At 63.6% G+C, this 19,664-nt stretch carries 9 protein-coding genes, 5 tRNA genes and 2 pseudogenes; 10 read left to right on the top strand and 6 right to left on the bottom strand.

All coding sequences use genetic code 11. From position 1 onward, the window contains the following. The first annotated feature begins 24 nt into the window (after positions 1-24). Positions 25-684 carry a bifunctional 4-hydroxy-2-oxoglutarate aldolase/2-dehydro-3-deoxy-phosphogluconate aldolase gene (locus tag FFY45_RS07580; protein WP_023904102.1) on the top strand — a complete coding sequence of 220 codons (660 nt, stop codon included), beginning with the start codon at positions 25-27 and terminating at the stop codon, positions 682-684. 1,068 nt (positions 685-1,752) lie between these two features. Here the strand turns inward: FFY45_RS07580 and FFY45_RS07575 are convergent. From FFY45_RS07575 to FFY45_RS07565, 3 genes are read right to left on the bottom strand one after another with little or no spacing between them, the layout of a single operon-like run. Further along, positions 1,753-4,839 carry an efflux RND transporter permease subunit gene (locus FFY45_RS07575; protein ID WP_176339955.1) on the bottom strand — a complete coding sequence of 1,029 codons (3,087 nt, stop codon included), beginning with the start codon at positions 4,837-4,839 and terminating at the stop codon, positions 1,753-1,755. Further along, positions 4,836-8,348 (bottom strand): efflux RND transporter permease subunit, encoded by a 3,513-nt coding sequence (locus FFY45_RS07570; protein WP_176339954.1) that lies wholly within the window; start codon positions 8,346-8,348, stop codon positions 4,836-4,838. Before FFY45_RS07570 ends, FFY45_RS07575 begins: the two co-directional genes overlap by 4 nt. Continuing rightward, positions 8,345-9,490, bottom strand: a complete 1,146-nt coding sequence (locus tag FFY45_RS07565) for an efflux RND transporter periplasmic adaptor subunit (protein WP_176339953.1) — start codon at positions 9,488-9,490, stop codon at positions 8,345-8,347. The genes FFY45_RS07570 and FFY45_RS07565 overlap by 4 nt, the downstream gene beginning before the upstream one ends. A 205-nt stretch (positions 9,491-9,695) precedes the next feature. Between FFY45_RS07565 and FFY45_RS07560 the strand changes: the two genes are divergently transcribed. The 6 genes from FFY45_RS07560 (at position 9,696) to FFY45_RS07535 (ending at position 11,241) form a co-directional block, all read left to right on the top strand. Beyond that, positions 9,696-10,088 carry a c-type cytochrome gene (locus tag FFY45_RS07560; RefSeq protein WP_176339952.1) on the top strand — a complete coding sequence of 131 codons (393 nt, stop codon included), beginning with the start codon at positions 9,696-9,698 and terminating at the stop codon, positions 10,086-10,088. An 8-nt stretch (positions 10,089-10,096) separates the two neighbouring features. Continuing rightward, entirely contained in the window at positions 10,097-10,558 is a 462-nt protein-coding gene (locus tag FFY45_RS07555) for a c-type cytochrome (protein WP_006452401.1), read from the top strand. Positions 10,559-10,663: 105 nt separating this feature from the next. After that, positions 10,664-10,739: transfer RNA gene (locus FFY45_RS07550), tRNA-Ala, on the top strand. 46 nt (positions 10,740-10,785) lie between these two features. Then, a tRNA-Glu gene (locus tag FFY45_RS07545) sits at positions 10,786-10,861 on the top strand. Positions 10,862-11,041: 180 nt separating this feature from the next. Further along, positions 11,042-11,117, top strand: a tRNA-Ala gene (locus FFY45_RS07540). A gap of 48 nt (positions 11,118-11,165) precedes the next feature. After that, positions 11,166-11,241, top strand: a tRNA-Glu gene (locus FFY45_RS07535). A 79-nt stretch (positions 11,242-11,320) separates the two neighbouring features. Here FFY45_RS07535 and FFY45_RS07530 read toward each other — a convergent pair. Both FFY45_RS07530 and FFY45_RS07525 read right to left on the bottom strand, forming a co-directional pair. After that, the gene (locus FFY45_RS07530; protein ID WP_043909075.1) at positions 11,321-11,497 is read right to left on the bottom strand and encodes a hypothetical protein; all 177 of its coding nucleotides are present in this window, start codon (positions 11,495-11,497) and stop codon (positions 11,321-11,323) included. 359 nt (positions 11,498-11,856) lie between these two features. Beyond that, a tRNA-Leu gene (locus tag FFY45_RS07525) sits at positions 11,857-11,943 on the bottom strand. 139 nt (positions 11,944-12,082) lie between these two features. On the opposite strand from FFY45_RS07525, the gene FFY45_RS07520 reads away from it, so the two are divergent. The 3 genes and pseudogenes from FFY45_RS07520 to FFY45_RS07515 form a co-directional block, all read left to right on the top strand. Further along, positions 12,083-12,463, top strand: coding sequence for a response regulator (locus FFY45_RS07520; RefSeq protein WP_023904110.1), 381 nt, complete (start codon positions 12,083-12,085; stop codon positions 12,461-12,463). A 101-nt stretch (positions 12,464-12,564) separates the two neighbouring features. Further along, positions 12,565-13,464, top strand: a pseudogene (locus tag FFY45_RS22445) (PAS domain-containing protein); the annotation flags it as partial. Positions 13,465-13,470: 6 nt separating this feature from the next. Further along, positions 13,471-16,449: pseudogene (locus FFY45_RS07515) on the top strand (PAS domain S-box protein); the annotation flags it as partial. 750 nt (positions 16,450-17,199) lie between these two features. Here FFY45_RS07515 and FFY45_RS07510 read toward each other — a convergent pair. Next, positions 17,200-19,569: a Tex family protein gene (locus FFY45_RS07510; protein ID WP_176339950.1), complete on the bottom strand. Its 2,370-nt coding sequence runs from the start codon at positions 19,567-19,569 to the stop codon at positions 17,200-17,202. Positions 19,570-19,664 lie beyond the last annotated feature (95 nt).

Raw genomic sequence — 19,664 nt, 5'->3', positions numbered from 1 at the left:
CGGTCGCCGTCTAACGGAGTTGCAATGACGATTGCCCAGACCCAAAACACCGCCGAACAGCTGCTGCGCGACGCCGGCATCCTGCCGGTGGTCACAGTGGACACGCTGGACCAGGCGCGCCGCGTCGCCGATGCGCTGCTCGAAGGCGGCCTGCCCGCGATCGAGCTGACCTTGCGCACCCCGATCGCGATCGAAGCGCTGGCCATGCTCAAACGCGAACTGCCCAACATCGTGATCGGCGCCGGCACCGTGCTGAGCGAGCTGCAACTGCGTCAGTCGGTGGATGCGGGTGCGGACTTTCTGGTCACCCCAGGCACCCCCGCGCCGCTGGCACGCCTGCTCGCCGATGCGCCGATTCCGGCCGTGCCTGGCGCGGCCACCCCGACCGAACTGCTGACCCTGATGGGCCTGGGCTTCCGCGTGTGCAAGCTGTTCCCGGCCACCGCCGTGGGCGGCCTGCAGATGCTCAAGGGGCTGGCCGGCCCATTGTCTGAGCTCAAGCTGTGCCCCACCGGCGGCATCAGCGAAGCCAACGCGGCAGAGTTCCTGTCGCAGCCGAACGTGGTGTGCATCGGCGGCTCGTGGATGGTGCCCAAAGACTGGTTGGCCCAGGGTCAGTGGGACAAGGTCAAGGAAAGCTCGGCCAAGGCGGCGGCGATCGTTCGGCAGGTGCGGGCGGGCTGATTTCTGGGCGCCGCATCCAGCGAGTTGAAAAGCCGGGCTGCGGTGGAAAGCTGATTTGGTGACAAAAAGCTGGTTGGCTGAGGAAATCTGGTTGGCTAGCGCTTTCAGGTGATTGAGGAAAGCGCAGTTTATTTTCGCTTTGATTTGGCTTAGGAAAGCGTAGTTGGCTGGCGCCTTGATCTGCGTGGGAGCGGTCCACGGGCGCCGGGGCAGGACACGCCGTGAACCCATCCATGGGGGCTCTTACACGCGCCATGTCGTGTAAGGTCCTGCCCCGGCACCCGCGGACCGCTCTTCAAATGTTCCTGTGTTGGCGGAACGGGGAGCGGCGATTCCTGTCGGGCACATCCCCGCCAAGCTTTGAAAAATTGCCTTACCTGATCAAGATCATGATGGCGACTCGCCGAGGCGGCAGCGTGGCTGGGGATTGGCGGAGAGCGGCACAGGGATGTGCTGCGGCGGCGAGTCAGACAGGATGTCTGACCGAGCCGAGGAGCCGATCCCCGGCCGCGCTGCTGCCCCTCACCGAAGCCAGTAACCAACAGCCGCGCACTTGGCAGTACCCGGAGAATCGTACCCTCACCCCAACCCCTCTCCCGGCGGGAGAGGGGCTTCAGGCGGCTCATGACGTTCAAGACTCGAGCGCTACGTGGCGGTGGCGTTTTCGGCGTACCACGACACGCCAGCAGATCCCTGATCTGCTGCTGTCATCGAAAATCGCGCAGGTCATGGAAAACAGGAAGGAGTATTCGCTTGCCTTGACTAAGGCGTTGCAGTGACTCGCCGAGGCGGCAGCGTGGCCGGGGATTGGCGGAGAGCGGCACAGGGATGTGCCGCGGCGGCGAGTCAGACAGGATGTCTGACCGAGCCGAGGAGCCAGTCCCCGGCCGCGCTGCTGCCCCTCACCGAAGCCAGTAACTGACAGACGGGTTGTACCGGGAGAAACCGTACCCTCACCCCAACCCCTCTCCCGAGGGGAGAGGGGTTTTATGTACCTGGCGTTGTTTGAAGACTCCAGCACACTGGTCGATGACTTACGTCATGAAAGACCTCAGCACGATTGACTGCTTATGACTCCAAAGCAGCGCTCGCCTGCGGCGTCTTCGGCACACCACGCGCACGTCGTACCAGCGCTGCTGCTCCGTTGCTCATGTCATCGAGAATCGCGTAGATCGTCGGCAGGAACAGCAGGCTCACTACCGTCGAAAACGCCAACCCGCCCGCGATCGCGCGGGCCATCGGAAAGTACGGTGGGCCGTCGCTGAACATCGTGGTGCTGGTCAGCGAGATGGGCACCATCGCCAGGATCGCGGTGCCCATTGTCATCATGATCGGCCGCAAGCGCTCGCGTGAGCCTTCGATCAACGCCTGCGTGCGGCCCATGCCGCGGCGGCGCAGATTGTTGATGTGCTCGATCATCACGATGCCGTTGTTCACCACCACCCCCATCAGCACCAGAATGCCGATGAAGGACATGATGCCGAACGAAGTGCCGGTGATCCAGAACAGCCAGAACACCCCGAAAATCGAAAACAGCACGCCACTCATGATCGCTGCCGGAAACAGCAGCGACTCGAACACTGCCGCCATCACCACGTAAATCATCACCAGCGCGATCACCAGATTGAACACCATCTGGCCCATCGCTTCGCCGTCGTTCTGATAATCGCCGCCGTCGAAGGTATAGCTGTAACCGGCCGGGAAGCTCATCGCCTTGAGCGGTTTTTCCATCGCTGCACGTGCCTCCGGCACGGTCACCTTTTCGGCCAGATTGGCCTTGATGGTCAGTGTGGTCTGCCGATTGGTGCGGCCGATCTGCGTGGCAGCCGGGCGAATCTGCACGTCCACCAGACTGAGCAACGGCACGCTGCGTCCATCTTTGGTACGCACCGTGAAGCTGGCCAAATCCTCAGGCTTGCTCTGTTCGGCGCCGGCAAACCGCACCCAAACCGGCACCTCGTTGTCGCCGCGGCGGAACTCGCGCAGCGGCGTACCACGCAAGGCCAGCCCGACGAAACTCGCCACCTGCTCGGCACTGAAACCGAAGGCCGCCGCTCGCTCGCGGTCCACCCGGATCGCCAACTCACTGGTGCGGTCGCCGGTGTCCACGTGCACATCGCGCAATTCCTTGCGCTGTGCCAGCAATGGAATCACGTCCTCGGCCAACGCCTGCAATGCATGGGTCGAATCGCCGACCAGCTGCACCTGCATGCCTTGATTGCCGCTGCCGCCATCGCTCTGGTTGCCGATGCTGTAATCGGCGCGCGCCGAACGCGGCAAGGCCTTGCGAATCTGTTCCAGCAATGGCGGCAGGTCCTTGATCTTGCTCGCGTCAAAGGTCACCGTGGTGCTGCTGCCTTCCACCTCGCTGAACCACGAATACACCTGGGTGATGTGGTACTTGTCGCGATTGGCTTCCAGGAAGTTTTCGACTCGCCCGATTTCCTCGCCGAGCTGCTCATGCGTGTACGAGCCTTTCCATTGGTACTGGATGAAGGCCTCGTTGCCGCCATCGCCGCCGAACATGTCGACCTTGGTCAACTTCATCGGCACCAGGCTGATCGCGCTCACCAACACGATGCCGGCCACGCTCCAGCCGCGATGGGCAAGCGTCCATGCCAGCACCTTGGCATAGCGACGCTGCAGCCGCGCGATCACGCCATGTTCGGAGGTCACCATCGGCGGTGTCTTCATGCGCGCCGACAACATCGGGATCAGGCTGATCGCCACCAGCCACGACGCCAGCAGCGACACCGAAATGGTGATCGCGATCTGCGCCATGAAGATGCTGATGTTGTTGGTCTCGCCGAACAGATTGGGCACGAACACGATGCAGTGACACAAGGTGCCGGCACTGAGCGCGATCGCCACGCTGCGCGTACCCAGCAGCGCCGCCAGCTGCGGTTGGCCCGGCATGCGCTCGCGTTCCTGGTAGATGCTTTCCACCACCACCACCGCATTGTCCACCAACATGCCGACCGCCAGCAGCAAGCCCATCATCGTGAGGATGTTGAGCGTGACGCCGACGAAGTACATGAAGCCCAGCGTGATCGCAAAGCAGATCGGAATCGCCAGCGTCACCATCAGCGTCGAGGGCCAATGCCGCAGGAAGAAAAACAGCACCGTGATCGACAACAGCAAGCCCACTGCACCGGCTTCGGCCAGTTCGGCCAGCGATGAGGTCACCGCCTTGCCTTGGTTGTCGATCACCTTGACCTGTACATCGCGCATCGCAGGCTCGGCGCGGATATCTTCGACTTCCTTCAACGCGGCCTTGGACACGTCCACCAGGTTGGCGCTGCGCTCCTTGTAGACATCCAACCCGATCGCCGGGCGTCCATCTAGACGACGCCCGTAATTCATCCGCGTCGGCTTCAGCCGCACCTCGGCGATATCGCCCAAACGCAGTCCTTTTGCGTTGAGCACCAAATCGCGCAACTCCTGCAGATCGCGCAGTTCGCCGATCGGCTGCACGCGGATGCGCTGGCCGTTGTCATCGATCTGGCCAGCAGATACCGAGAAATTGAGCTTGCTCAGACGCTCGCTCAGATCGTTAAGGCTGAGGTCGTGCGCGGTCAGCCGGTCCGGCGCGATGGCGATCTCGACCTCGTTCGGCGGTGCGCCGGAGATCTCCACCTTGGCCACGCCGGGAATCCGTTCGATACGCCGCTTGAACTCGCGGTCGAGCATGTCATACGCGCCGGTCAAGTCGGTCTGGCTGGCCAGGCGCACCTTGAGTACCGGCTCGTCGCTGCTGGACCACTTGAAGATGTGGAAGCGCTGCAGATCCTCCGGAAAATCATCGCGAATGGCATCCAGCCGCTCGCGCGCATCCGATGCAGCGATGGCGATGTCGCGGTCCCAGTCAGAGAACTCGATGAAGATATTCGCGCCATCGGCGGTGGCAGTGGAGCGCATGCGCTTGATGCCGGTCATCGTCGCCAGCGCTTCCTCGGCCGGCCGCACCAGGTTGCGTTCCACCTCGTCCGGCGTAGAGCCGGTGTACGGCAGTTGCACGAACAGGAACGGTGCGGAAATGTCCGGCAGTGCTTCCAGCGGCAGCCGGAAGGCGGCGATCAACCCCACCACCACCAGCGACACGAAGCACATGATGGTGGTGACCGGGCGACGGATGCTGAAGGCGGCAACGCTCATAGCGCCTCCAGTCCGTCGGTGTTATCGCGCGCCTGCGCCTGCTGCCGCGCCATGCGCCGGCCACGCTCCAGGTAGTACGCGTCCGCGCGGCGATCCAGCAAGTCGTACACCACCGGAATCACCAACAGGGTCAGCAGCGTGGACACCAGCAGGCCGCCGATCACGGTGATCGCCATCGGCGCGCGCACTTCCGCGCCCTCGCCCATCGCCACCGCCAGCGGCAGGAAGCCGAACAGCGTGCACAGCGTGGTCATCACGATCGGCCGCAACCGCGAACGCGCGCCTTCGATCAAGGCCTCGCGCTTGGGCACGCCCTCCTCGCGCAACTGGTTGACCTTGTCGATCAGGATGATCGCGTTCTTGGTCACCAGCCCCACCAGCAGGATCAAACCGATGAATACCACCACCGACACCGGCTTGCCGGTCATCAGCAAGGCCAGCACCGCGCCGACCATCGCCAGCGGAATGGTGAACAGGATGACGAACGGATGCAGCAGCGATTCGAACTGCGAGGCCATCACCAGATAGACCAGAAAAATCGCCAGGCCGAACGCGAACAACAGCGACTTCACCGACTGCGCTAACTCTTCGCCCTGCCCGCCGATATGCATGCCCACCCCGGCGGCCAGCGGATTGTTGCGCACCATCGACTCGACCTCGCGCACCGCACCGCCCAGATCCATGTCATGCAGGCTCGCCGACACGATCGCAACGCGGGTCTGGTCGGCGCGATGGATCTCGCTTGGCCCGGTCGTCGCCAACACCTCGGCCACCGCCGCCAGACGCACCGGTCGGCTGCTGCCCGGGTTGACGATCAGCTGCCGGATCGCCTCCACACTGGCGCGGTCGCTGTGTTGCGCACGCACCAGCACATCGATCTTGCGATCGCGAAAGCTGTAACGCGTGGCCACATCGCCGCGCACCTTCTTGACGATGACATCGGCGATCTGACGCGTGGTCAACCCCAACGCACCGGCGCGTTCCTGATCGAAACGGATCTGGATTTCCGGAAAGCCTTCTTCCACCGTCGATTTGACGTCAGCGTAGTGGCCATTGGCACGCAGCATCGCCGCCAACTTCTGCCCGGCGCGTTCCAGTTCGCCCAGATCCTGCCCACGCAGCTCGACTTCCAGCGGCGTGGAAAAACTGAACAACGCCGGCCGCGCAAAATCCACCTGTGCCCCAGGATGCCCGACCATGCTACTGCGCAGCCGCTCGGTGGCCGCAGCTTCCACTTCAGGACTACCGCCGCCGGCCATCACCACGGTGAGCTTGCCGATGTTCTCGCCGCTCTCGGTGGGGTTGGCATCCAGCCGCGTGCCGCTGCCGCTGACGCCATACAACGAGGCGATGCCCGGGTCCTTGTCGTGCGCCAGCTGCAACTCGCGCACCAACGCATCGGTCTGCGCCAGCGGCGTGCCGGAAGGCAGCTTCACGGTCATTTCAAAACGGTCCTGCGCCAGCTGCGGGATCAGGTCCGCGCCTAGCATCGGCACCAGAAACACCGTGCCGATAAACGCAGCCGCTGCCAATCCCAGTACCAACCCGGGTCGACGCAACGCCGCCGGCAGCATCGCCAGATAACCACGCTCGGCACGCCCATACGGCGCCATCGCCAGGTCGCTGGCCTTGCGCATCACCGGCGACACCACCCGCGCGATGCCACGCCAGAGCTTGACCACCGTCCACGCCGCACCGAAGAACGCATAGCGCACGCTCGCACCCGCGCCACGCCGGCCTGCGGCCACCGGCTTGAGCCAGCGCTGCTCCGGCTGCCACTGCGGATGGCTCGGCTCGTCCGGGAACGCCATCGGCGGCGCGCCCTTGAGCGAACTCAACATCGGAATCAGCGTCATCGACACCACCAGCGAAATCGCGATCGCAATCGCCACCGTCATCGCCTGGTCGCGGAACAGCTGCCCGGCAATGCCTTCGACAAACACCAGCGGCAGAAACACCGCAATCGTGGTCAGCGTGGAGGCCATCACCGCCATGCTGACTTCGCGGGTGCCGGCAATCGCGGCATCCAGCACGCTCAAGCCACGTTCGCGCGCCTTGGCAATGCTTTCCAGCACCACGATCGAATCGTCCACCACCAAACCGGTCGCCAGCGCCAATCCGCCCAGCGACATCACGTTGAGGCTCAGTCCCAACTGGCCCATGAAGAAGAACGTGGTGATGATCGACACCGGCAACGACAGGCTGATCACAAACGTGCTCCAGCCATCGCGCAGGAACAAGAAGATGATCAGGATCGCCAGCACGCCACCGATCACCGCATCCTTCTTGACGTCGCTGATCGCGTGTTCGATGAAGTGCGACTGGTCCTCGATGGTGGTGATTTCCACATCGCCGGGCACGGTCGCCTTGAGCTGCTCCAAGCGCTTGCGCAACGCAGCCGCCGTGGACACGGTATTGGCATCGCCTTCCTTGTAGATCGCCAGTTCCACCGTTTCCTTGCCGCCCAGGCGGATGATCGCCTCGCGTTCCTTGTAGCCCTGGCGCACCTCGGCCACATCTTTCAAACGCACAGGCATGCCGCCGGCAATGCTGCTGCTGGCCGACGACGAGGTGCTCTGCACTTCGGCCGCCGCAGCCAATGCCGCCTGCGAGCCGGTGGATGCGGCAATCGCATACATCTGCTGCATCGCTGCTTCCGCCGCGCTGCCGCTGCTGCTTTGCGTGGTCACCAGCATGTTGCGGATCTCGTCCAGATCCACGAACTGGTTGACGGTGCGCACCAGATACCGCTGCGAGCCTTCTTCCAGGCGGCCGCCGGAGATGTTGACGTTCTCTTCCTTGAGCCGGGTGATCACGTTGTCGATCGGCAGATTGAGCTGGGCGAGTTTCTGCTGGTCGATATCGACCTGGATCTCATCTTCCAGCCCGCCGCCGACCTTGACTGCGGCCACGCCGGCCACCGGTTCGAGCTTCTTCTTCAGATCCTCGTCGGCATAACGACGCAAGCCGGTGAGCTGACGAATCGCATCGCTGTCGGAGGCCGGCGCCTGCTTGGGCGACAGCGCAAGCCGCATGATCGGCTCGGTCGAGGGATTGAAGCGCAACAGCACCGGCGGCTTGGTTTCCAGCGGCAGCGACAAGGCTTCCATCTTGTCGCGCACTTCCAGGCCGGCCTGGTCCATGTTGGTGCCCCAGGCAAATTCCAGCACCACATCGCTTTGCCCGGTGCGCGAGATCGACTTGAGCTTGCGCAGGTTCTTGACCACGCCGACCGCTTCTTCCACCGGCTCGGTCACCAGCGTCTCGATTTCCGCCGGCGCCGCACCGGTGTACTCGGTGCGCACGGTCAGCGTGGGATAGCTCAGATCCGGCAGCAGATTGACCTTGAGACTACGCAGCGCGATCAGCCCGAACAGCAGCATGGTCACGGTGATCATCGCAATGGTCACCCGCCGCCGTGTCGCGAAGGCCACCAAACCGCCACCACCTCCGTGCAGAGGCGCGTGCGGGTCGTGCACGGGTCCGTGCGCGTTGCCGTGATCGCTCATGAGCGTTTCTCATCGCTGCCGGTGTTGTCGCCGGCTGCCGGTGCCGCCGCAGCCACCGGCTTGCGCTCAGGCTGGCCGATGATCTGCACCGCTGTGCCATCGCGCAGCGCCACCTTGCCGGCGGTGACCACCTGGTCGCCTTCCTTCAGGCCTTGCCGCACTTCCAGCCACGGACCTTCGGCATAACCGAGTTTCACCGGCACCCGGCTGGCCTTGCCATTGCGCACCACGAACACCGCCGGTTCGCCATCGTCCAGCAGCGCCAGGCGCGGGATCACCAAGGCATCCTTGCGCTGGTCGTAATCGATGCGGATGCGCCCGAACATGCCCGGCTGCAGCGCCTCGGCGCCCTGGCCGAACGCACACACCACACGGAACGTGCCGCTGCCCGAATCCACCACCGGCGCGATGCGGTCGACCTTGCCGATGAATTGCTGGCCCGGCAATGCGTCGGCCAGCAAGGTCACCGGCTGGCCGGATTTGAGCGTGGCCAGTTCGCGCTCGGGCACATTGAGCGTGGCTTCCAGCTGCGAGTCGTCGACGATGCGGAAGATCGGCGTGTTGATCTGCACGAAGTTGCCGGTCTTGATCGAACGTGAGGCGATCACCCCGGAAATCGGCGCCTGCACCGTGGTGTAGGACAACTCCAGCGATGCAAGCCGGTACTGTGCGCGGCTGTTTTCGACATCGAACTTGAGCTGGTCGACATCGGCGGCGCTGACTAATTGCTGGCCGACCAGTTGCGTGGCACGGCGATAGCTGTTTTCCAGCTTGCGCAATTGCGCCTCGCTTTGCGCCACCGCCAGATGCGCGCGGTCCGGGTCCAGCCGTACCAATGCCTGGCCAGCCGACACTTTTTGCCCCTCTTCCACCATCACCGCCAATGCCACGCCGGACGTCTTGGCCACCACCTGTGCTTCGGCACGTGGCTCCAGGGCGGCGGTGCCGGTATAGCTGGCCGCTACCGCACGGCGCGCGGCCTTGGCGATTTCCACCGGCACCGCATCGACGGTTTTCTTTTCCTCGGCGGCCTTGGCCTCGCCGTCTCCGGTCTTGCAACCGCCCAGCAGCAGGCTAGTGGTGATCAACAACGCGGCGGCGCAGGTTCCGCTGCGGCCGGGCAAGAAAGAGAGTGGCGACATCGTCGTGTCCTAGTGGATGCGTGAACAGGTGTTGTAGGCAAGTAGACCACCCGAACGATTATGTCGCCAATGCGCCAAAGGTCATGGTCTGTTCAAGTTTGCCTATTCACCCCCGGTTTGCGCCGCGCCAAATCGCAGGCATACTCGGACCGGTTCGTCACGCCCCCACGTGCGGACGCTCAATCAGTCTTCCGGATACGAAACCATGCGCCCGCAGCCGCTCGCCGCTTGTCTCGCTCTGGTCGTCTTCCTGCCGTTTGGGGGCGCATCAGCGACACCGTCAATCCCGCCTGCAGTTCCGTCCACGCCTGCGCCCGCCGCGGCGGTGGCAGTACCTGCAGCGCCCACCGGCAATCCGTCGAATGGCCGGCTACTGGCTTATACCTGCCAGGGCTGCCATGGCGTGACCGGCTACAAGAACGCCTACCCCAGTTATCGCGTGCCCAAGATCGGCGGCCAGTCCAGCCAGTACCTCACGCAGGCGCTGACCGAATATCGCCAGGGCAAGCGTAAACACCCGACCATGCAGGCACAGGCGCAGAGCTTTTCCGAGCAGGATATCGCCGATATCTCCGCCTACCTGTCCACCCTCAAATAAGCGCCCACATGACGAACGCCCTGTACGCTCCGCGTCTAGCCATCGCCCTGGTCGCTGCCCTGATGCTGGCGGCCTGCTCCCAATCCCAGGTGGAATCCACCGATCACTCTGCCGGCGATGCCGGCCACGCCAGCGGCGAGCACGGCTCCGGCTCGTCAGCCGGCCTGCCGACCGGCCGCGCTGCCGCCGGCGACAAGCTGGCTCACGCGAAAGGCAAAGCCACCGGCCAGAGCTGCGTGGATTGTCACGGCGCCGATGGCAATGCGCCGATCGACCCCAGCTATCCCAAACTCGGCGGCCAGTATGGCGACTATCTTGCGCATGCCTTGCAGGCCTACCGCAGCGGTGACCGCCAACACGTGTTGATGACCGCGCAGGCCACCGCGTTGAGCGACCAGGACATCGCCGATCTGGCCGCGTATTTCGGTGCACGGCAGACACAGTTGCGCGATCTGCACGGCGTCAATTGAGTCATAGCGTGCGTGCCGTATCGGGCGCACGCTCCGTCTCATTCCGAATGAAAAACCACTTGCGCGAACCTTAACCGGCCGCTATCATTTCGTTCTCAGTTTCGTGGGGCCATAGCTCAGCTGGGAGAGCGCCTGCATGGCATGCAGGAGGTCGGCGGTTCGATCCCGCCTGGCTCCACCACTCTTGGCATTAGGCCGTCAGGATGACAACTCAGGTTTTGATACGCGTCCCCATCGTCTAGAGGCCTAGGACACCACCCTTTCACGGTGGACACCGGGGTTCGAATCCCCGTGGGGACGCCAATCATCTGAAAGCCTCGGCACTGCCGGGGCTTTTTTTTGCGTGTTTTTACTGCGAGCACTGCGGGCGAACAGATGCATTTAGTCGATGCACCCAGCGGCAGACGCATCCAGCAAATTTTTTCTACGAATTACTTCCCAAGCGCTCTCGATGTCGCTATGATTGCCGGCTCGCAACACTGCGGGGCCATAGCTCAGCTGGGAGAGCGCCTGCATGGCATGCAGGAGGTCGGCGGTTCGATCCCGCCTGGCTCCACCAAATTCTAGACATAGGCCGTCTGGAATCTACAACCAGGTTTTGATACGCGTCCCCATCGTCTAGAGGCCTAGGACACCACCCTTTCACGGTGGACACCGGGGTTCGAATCCCCGTGGGGACGCCAATCATCTAGAAGCCCCGGCACTGCCGGGGCTTTTTTTGCCTGACGTTTACGTGTGCGAACGTCTACGCAAAAAACTGCGTCAGGTCTGCCCATCGTCCAATGCCTTGCGACCTTCGTGAGTGAGATCGATATCGCCGTCTTCGGCCTGTGTCGCGTAGCCGGCGCGCACCGCCCAATTGGCTTCTTCGTCGGCGACCGGCGTGGTGTCGTGGATGTCGCGAAGAATGCGCAGTTGCTGCGAAGAGTCAAAATCCATGGAGGCCACCTGCTTGTAAAGAGTCTTCCACGGTACGGACCGGGCGTGATGGTTGCGTGCCTGCATGTCGTTCGACGCGCATCGAGATCATCTCGCGTGCATGCGCTTGCACTGCGCAATGCCATGCCGATCATGTGCCCGCCCGTGCGAACAGAACGCACTGCGCCACAACACGGACATACGCCACATCGCACGGTTCGACCGGGGGTGCGAAAAAGCCCCCGCACGCGACAACCTCAGCGTGCGTCATGAAGCACATCAGCAACCCAGTCGCGCGCTCTCCATCACCACCGAACCACGCAAAGCAAAAAGCCCCTCCAGATTTCGCCGGAAGGGCTTTCGCTTGTACTGCAGTAACTTGGTGCCGAAGGTGGGACTCGAACCCACACGCTTTTAAGGGCGGCGGATTTTGAATCCGCTGCGTCTACCGATTCCGCCACTTCGGCGTGGCCGCGCAGTATAGCGACTCGCGAGCGAAACGAACAGTGTCAGGACGTGCCTGACGAATTCAGCTGCAAGCGGGGTCTGCAACCCGTGGGCGAACCGGTGTCGATATACTGGCCGACTTACGTGGAGGAGTGGGCAATGTCGGTGTTGCGTGGAATTCGGGTACTCGTGGTCGAAAACGATGACATGAATGCCATGCTGCTCGAGTTGCAGCTCGTCCAGGCTGGCGCCGCCGTGCTGGGCCCTGTTGGAGAAGTCGCCGAAGCGTTGCAGCTGATCAATGCCGACGCGCCCGATATTGCAGTGCTGGATTACCGTCTCGGCAATGGTCAGACCAGCGAGCCGATCGCTCGGCTGTTGTCGGAGCTCGGAATTCCGTTCGTGCTGGCCACCGGTGTTGCCAGCGGCAGCATCCCGAGCGGCTTCGAACGCGGCGTGATCCTGACCAAGCCCTATTTGTCCGAAGAACTGGTCGGTGCTCTGTCCAGGGCGCGGCAGCTGAGCGACGCAAACAGCTAAAGCAGCGAACAGCACCACCACACAGCGCAAAGCGAGCGCGGCCGCCGTTCGAAATCCGCAGGTTTCCACCTATGTCGCAGTTTGTGCGTGCCCGCATCTAAATGGTGGCACCTGCTGCGCTATCAGCCGGTCCAAAGCAGCCGCTACCACCCTGGTTGCCACTAGAATCGTGGATTGAAGGTTTACAGGCGGGCCGCCGGATGGATAGCGCCGTGTTGCCGTTTGCCGGCCTGCTGCCGGAGACGAGCGAAACTGCCGTGTTGTTGCACGCCTCTACGTGCGCTGCCGACACGTTGTTGCGCAACAGTGCGGCGTTGCGCACCACCTTGTCGGTGTGTCTGCACGCGCAGCTTCCGATGCTACTGGTCTGGGGCGAGGCGTCGCACTGCGTCTACAACGATGCCTGCATTGCGTTACTGGGTGAGCGCCACCCGGCGGCATTCGGACAACCGCTTGCAACACTGACGCTTGCAACACCGACCAACGCGCGCGCTTCCAACGGCGCGCATGTCGAAGCGACGCCTGCATTGAATCTAGCGGCATGGTCGTGCAGCCCGGTGTTGGATGCCGGCGAACGCGTGGGCTTGTTGTATGTTGCCGGCACGCCGGCCGCCAACATCCGCGCTGCCGGCAGCGACCCCGAGCCGCTTGCCGTGTCCACGGCACTCGATCAATCGCCCGCCTTCATGGCGGTGCTGCGCGGACCCCACTACATCATCGAAAGCGTCAATCAACGTTTCCACGAACTGGTTGGCGACCGTCTGCTGATTGGTCGCCCGTTGGTCGCAGCGATGCCGGAAATCGTCGACCAGGGCTATCTGGGTCTGCTCGATGAAGTGCGTCGCAGTGGCCAGCCCTTCATTGGCGAATCGATGACCGCCTACCTGCAGCGCACGCCCGGCAGTGCGCTGGATGAAACCTTCGTGGATTTTCTCTATCAGCCGATGCGCGATAGCGAAGGCTATATCGATGCGATTCTGGTGCACGGATTCGACGTCACCCAACGACGCCGCGGCGAGAGTCGCGACAGCTTTCTTTTGATGCTCGAGGACGCGCTGCAGCACGTGTCCGATCCGCGCCAGATCGTCGACACCAGCGTGCGTTTGCTCGGCGAACATCTGCAGGCCAATCGCTGTGCGTTCGGTCTGGCGGGTGCGGACGGCAAGACCATGCACGTGATCAGCGACCACGTGCAGGACATGCCGAGCCTGCAAGGCGATTTCCCATTGGAAGTGGCGCAAGGACTGCGCGATGCCTTGCTGGAAAATCGCCCCTGGTTCACCACCGATGCCACCGCGCCCGGTGCACCTGACTATGTGGCGGAGCAGTATCGCCGCTCCGGCCTGCGTGCATCGCTGGCCATTCCGTTGCACAAGCATGGCCGCCTGGTCGCGGCGATCGGCGTGCATCAGCGTGCACCGCGACGCTGGTTGTCGACCGAGATCGAACTGGTCCGCCTGGTCGCGGCACGCTGCTGGGAATCCATGCAACGGGCCAAGACGCAGCAGCAACTGGCTGCCAGCGAAGCACGTCTGCGTCGCCTGGCAGACACGCTGCCGCAGATCATTTTCATTGCCGCAGCGGATGGGCATCCGCACTACTTCAACCAGCGTTGGTACGAGTACACCGGGCTGAATCCCGCAGACAGCGAAGCGGCTGCATGGCAGCAAGCGCATACCGCCGACGGCCTGCAACTGTCCGCGCAGGCGTGGACGCAGGCATTGCGTGGCGAGCGCGCTTACGAGGTCGAATGCGAACTGCGGCGGCACGACGGCCAGACGCGCTGGCATCTAGCGCGTGCGCTGCCGGTGCGCGGTGACGATGGCAGCATTAGCGAATGGATCGGTACCTATACCGATATCCACGACCGGCGCGCGTTCGAGCAGCAATTGCGCGAAAGTGAGACGCGCTTCCGCGCCTTGTGCGAGACCGTGCCAGCAATGATCTGGATGTCCGACGCGCAAGGCGACTGCGTGTACTGGAATCCGCGCTGGTACGACTTCACCGGGCAGGCCGAAGACCAGGCCATGGATCAGGGCTGGTGGGATGTCATGCATCCCGACGATGCCGCGCGCGTGCGCGACGCGTTCGAACAATCGCTGCAGCAGCGCGGTGAATTTCTGGCCGAATACCGCGTGCGTCGCCATGACGGGCAATACCGTTGGTGCATCGATACCGCCTCGCCGCACTTCGCCAGCGATGGACGTTTTCTGGGCCACATCGGCTCGCTCACCGACATCTCCGAACGCAAGCACATCGAAGACGCCACTGCCTCGGACCGCGCCATCCTGAGTCTGATCACTACCGGCGCACCACTGCAGGTGGTGCTGGACGCCATCGCCTTGAGCGTGGAAGCGCGTGGCGAAATCCCCTTGTATTGCGCGGTGATGGTGCTGGATGAAGTACGAAAAACACTGAGCTTCGGCTCGGCGCCACATTTTCCAATCGAGTACCGCGGGCCGTTCGAAGCATCGCCGATCGGGCTGAGCGGGCCGCCCTGCGCGCGCTCGGCCTATCTTGGCCGGCAAGTGATCTGCGAGGACATCCAGGCAGACCCCAGCTTCAGCGACCATCACGCCGTCTCGTCGGCATTGGGCATCGTGGCTTGTTGCGTAACGCCGATCCTGGACAGCAATGGCCAGGTGCTGGGCACGCTCAACATCTATTACGACCGCACTCACCTGCCCTCGCTGCGCGAACAGGCGATGGCGCGCTCTGCATCGCATCTGGCCGGCATCGTCATCGAACGCACGCGCGTGGATGCCAAGCTCAAGCTGTCGCTGCAAGCGGAAACCACCGCGCGCGGCCAGGCCGAACATGCCAGCCGGGTCAAGGACGAGTTTCTGGCCACGCTCAGCCACGAATTGCGCACGCCGCTCAACGCCATCCTGGGCTGGTCGCGGCTGATGCAGTCGGACATCTTCGAGCCGGCCAATCTGGGCAAGGGCATGGTCATCATCGAGCGCAGCGCGCGCGCGCAAACGCAGATCATCGACGACCTGCTGGACATGAGCGCGATCCTGTCCGGCAAGCTCCGCCTGCAGCCGGAGCATTTCGACATCGCCGGGCTGGCGCGCAGCACGGTGGAATTGATGCAACCGGCCGCATTCGCACGCGAGATCAGCTTGGAGCTGGATGCGCCCACGCAGGGCGAATTGTGGTTCTTCGGCGATGCCGGGCGCCTGCAGCAGGTGCTGACCAACCTGCTCAGCAACGCGCTCAAGTTCACCGCCCCCGGCGGCACGGTGCGGGTGGCATTGGACATCGAAGACGAGCGACTGCGGCTATGCGTGCAGGACAGCGGCATGGGCATTGCGGCCGACTTCCTGCCGCACGTGTTCGACCGTTTTCGGCAGGCCGATGCAGGCACCACGCGTCGTGTCGGCGGGCTGGGATTGGGCTTGTCGATCTCGCGCCAGCTGGTGGATCTGCATGGCGGCAGTCTGGGCGCGTCCAGCGAAGGCGAAGGCAAGGGATCGACCTTCACCATCGTGCTGCCGTTTCAGCACGGCGTCAGCGATCTACGTCCGGCCTCGACAGAAACCAAGCAGGTCGGCCCGTTGCCGGCCGATTGCCATGGACGATTGGAGGGCGTGCGCTTGCTACTGGTCGACGACGACCAGGATTCACGCGAGGCGGTAATGCAGTTCCTGATGCACGCGGGCGCGCAGGTGCATGCGGCCGGCTCGGTGGACGCCGCCGAACAGTGCCTGGCACAAGGGCAATTCGACGTACTGGTCAGCGACATCGCGATGCCGGTACGCGATGGCTACGATCTGATTCGCACGGTGCGCTCTGGCCGCGCCGACCTGCCGCAGCATATTCCGGCGATCGCCCTGACCGCCTATGTGCGCGAGGAAGACCGCGACCGCGCCGTCATCGCAGGGTTCGATGCGCATATGGGCAAGCCGGTGGAGCCGCCCGGCCTGGTCGATCTGATCGAACGTTTGGTAGTGCCGAAGCGCGCGCTACGGGACGAGGCTTGAGATCGCCAAGCGCTGCTGACAAGGCGAATTCGTTCACCATCCGGCTGGCGCTGACGATACCCCACCGCTTCGTGCGCCACTCGTCGTGCGGCAATCGATGACTGCGTTGCTGAGATGGTTCAAAAGACTGGTAGATCAAAAGCTTTTAGTCGAGGGCGCGGTGCCCTCGCCGCTCGCGGGACACGCCGTAAACCCGTCCCTGGGGGCTCGGTGGCGGCATCCATGCCGCCACACGGTCCCGCAATCGGCGAGGACACCGCACCAGACAGTTGGTCGGCAGCCAACCAAAAGCGGTCACAGCACATGTCGTGTGGGCTTGCTACTACGACGCTTGTTGCAGGACAACAAGGAAAGCAATCGAAGTATCCGATTGGCAAAGCGCTTCATGCATTGCTTTCACTTGCACACCGACCATCTCCACTGGTCCTTGCCCGTCCACCGTCGCGGGACCTTACGCGGCATGGATGCCGCGTAAGAGCTTACAAGGACGTACTTGCAGCGTGTCCCGCGATGGTGGGCGGGCAAGGGCCTTGCAACCAAACCGCAGATCAGCAGCTCTACACCCGATCTATCCGCACCATTGATCTTTCCGCAAGGTCCAACTACTCCAAAGACAGCAGCCAAGCGTCATCGCTCAGATGCGCTTGGCACGCGGGCAGGAGCCACACGGCCAAGCTGCAGATCATCCGCTCCACAACTCATCTATCCGCAAGGTCCAACCACTCCAACACAGCGGCCGAGCAACATCACTCAGGTGCGCTTGGCGCGTGCAAATGCGGCTGCCAGCGCGTTGTCGGCCGGCGGTGCCGTGGTACGCGGTTTGTTGTTGCCCTGCCCCGGGCCACGTCCGCCACCGCCACCATCGCGACGGCCCTGCCCCGGGCCGCCATTGCCGCGTTGATCGCGTGATTGGGCCGCAGCATCGGCCGGCGGTGGCGTGTCGGACAGGCGGCAGGTTAGTGCAATGCGCTTGCGCGCCACGTCCACTTCCAGCACCTTGACCTTCACGATATCGCCGGCCTTGACCACATCGCGCGGATCCTTGACGAAGGTGTCCGACAACGCCGAGATATGCACCAGCCCATCCTGGTGCACGCCGATATCGACGAACGCACCGAATGCGGCCACGTTGCTGACCACGCCTTCGAGCACCATGCCGGGCTTGAGGTGCTTGATGTCCTCGATGCCTTCGGCAAACTGCGCCGCCTTGAACTCAGGGCGCGGATCGCGGCCGGGTTTTTCCAGCTCCTTGAGGATGTCACGCACGGTCGGTACACCGAACTGCTCGTCGGTGAACAGCTCCGGCTTGAGCCCGCGCAGAAAGCTGCCGTCGCCCAGCAACGCCTTGATCGGCTTGCCGGTGCTGCCGACGATGCGCTCCACCACCGGATAGGCTTCCGGATGCACCGCCGATACGTCCAGCGGCTCGTCGCCATCGGCGATGCGCAGGAAACCGGCGCATTGTTCGAAGGTCTTGTCGCCCAGGCGCGGCACCTTGAGCAAGTCCTTGCGGCGCTTGAACGGACCATTGTCGTCGCGATGGCGCACGATGTTTTCCGCCACCGTACTCGACAGCCCCGACACCCGCGACAGCAACGCCGCCGAGGCGGTGTTGACGTACACGCCGACCGCGTTGACGCAGTCTTCCACACGCGCTTCCAACGCCTTGGCCAGACGATATTGATCCACGTCGTGCTGATACTGGCCCACGCCGATCGCCTTGGGTTCGATCTTGACCAACTCGGCCAACGGATCCTGCAGACGCCGCGCGATCGACACCGCGCCGCGCAGCGATACATCCAGATTCGGAAATTCCTTGGCCGCAAATTCGGACGCCGAATACACCGACGCACCGGCCTCGCTGACCACCACCTTCTGTAGCTTGGCCGCGCCGCACAGCGCGATCGCTTCACCGGCCAGCTTGTCGGTCTCGCGGCTGGCGGTGCCGTTGCCGATCGCGATCAGTTCCACGTTGTGCTGCAGGCACAGCTGCTTGATCGTCTGCAGCGACTGATCCCACTGCCGCTTGGGCTCATGCGGATAGATCGTCTCGGTGGCCACCAGCTTGCCGGTGGCATCGACCACGGCAATCTTGCAGCCGGTGCGGATGCCCGGGTCGAGCCCGAGCACCACGCGTGCGCCGGCCGGCGCGGCCAGCATCAGGTCCTTGAGGTTGTCGCCGAACACGGCGATCGCCTCGGCCTCGGCCTTTTCGCGCGCCTGGTTGAACAGGTCCAGCAGCAGATGCATGTGCAGCTTGGCGCGCCAGGTCAGCCGGCAGGCGTCCAGCAGCCAGCGGTCGGCCGGGCGGCCCTGGTTGGACACGCCGGCGCTGAGTGCCACCCGGCCTTCGGCGTACTGGTGGCCGGCCTCGGCGTCGCTGCCCGGGTCCAGATCCAGATACAGAAATTCCTCGCGACGCGCGCGGAACAACGCCAGCAAGCGGTGCGAAGGAATCTTTGCCAATGATTCGACATGGTCGAAGTAATCGCGGTATTTGGCACCGGCCTCTTCCTTGCCCTCGGCCACGCGCGCGCGAATCACGCCGTTGTCGTTCAACCAGCTGCGCAGCTCGCCGACCAGGGCGGCATCTTCGCCCCAGCGTTCCATCAGGATCGCGCGCGCGCCTTCCAGCGCCGCCTTGATGTCGGCAACGCCCTTCTCTGCATCGATGAACGGCGCGGCGGCCACTTCCGGCGCCTGGCTCGGGTCAGCCAGCAACCCATCGGCCAGCGGCTCCAGGCCGGCTTCGCGCGCGATCTGCGCGCGGGTACGGCGCTTGGGCTTGTACGGCAGATACAGATCTTCCAACCGCGACTTGGTATCGGCCGCGCCGATCTCGTCACGCAATTCGTCGCTGAGCTTGCCCTGCTCGCTAATGCTGGACAGGATCGCTGCGCGGCGCTCTTCCAGCTCGCGCAGATAGGTCAGGCGCGTTTCCAGATTACGTAGTTGGGTGTCGTCCAGACCGCCGGTGACTTCCTTGCGGTAGCGGGCGATGAACGGAACGCTGGCGCCTTCGTCGAGAAGGGCGATGGCGGCGCGCGCCTGAGCGGGTTGGGCACCGATCTCGTCGGCGATGGTGCGAGCGATCTGCTGGGCAAGCTGACTATCGATCATGACGGCGCGGTAAGAACCGCTTCACTGAAAAAAGCATTTTCGCAGTGCTGGCCCGCCGCGGGAACCCGTTGACAGGGCACCCGTAAACCTATGCC

The organism is Xanthomonas hortorum (genome assembly GCF_011305375.1).
In the GTDB taxonomy this organism is placed as follows: Bacteria; Pseudomonadota; Gammaproteobacteria; order Xanthomonadales; family Xanthomonadaceae; genus Xanthomonas; species Xanthomonas hortorum_E.
Note: the sequence above shows the minus strand (reverse complement) of the source record. Positions and strands in the feature narration are given on the sequence as shown.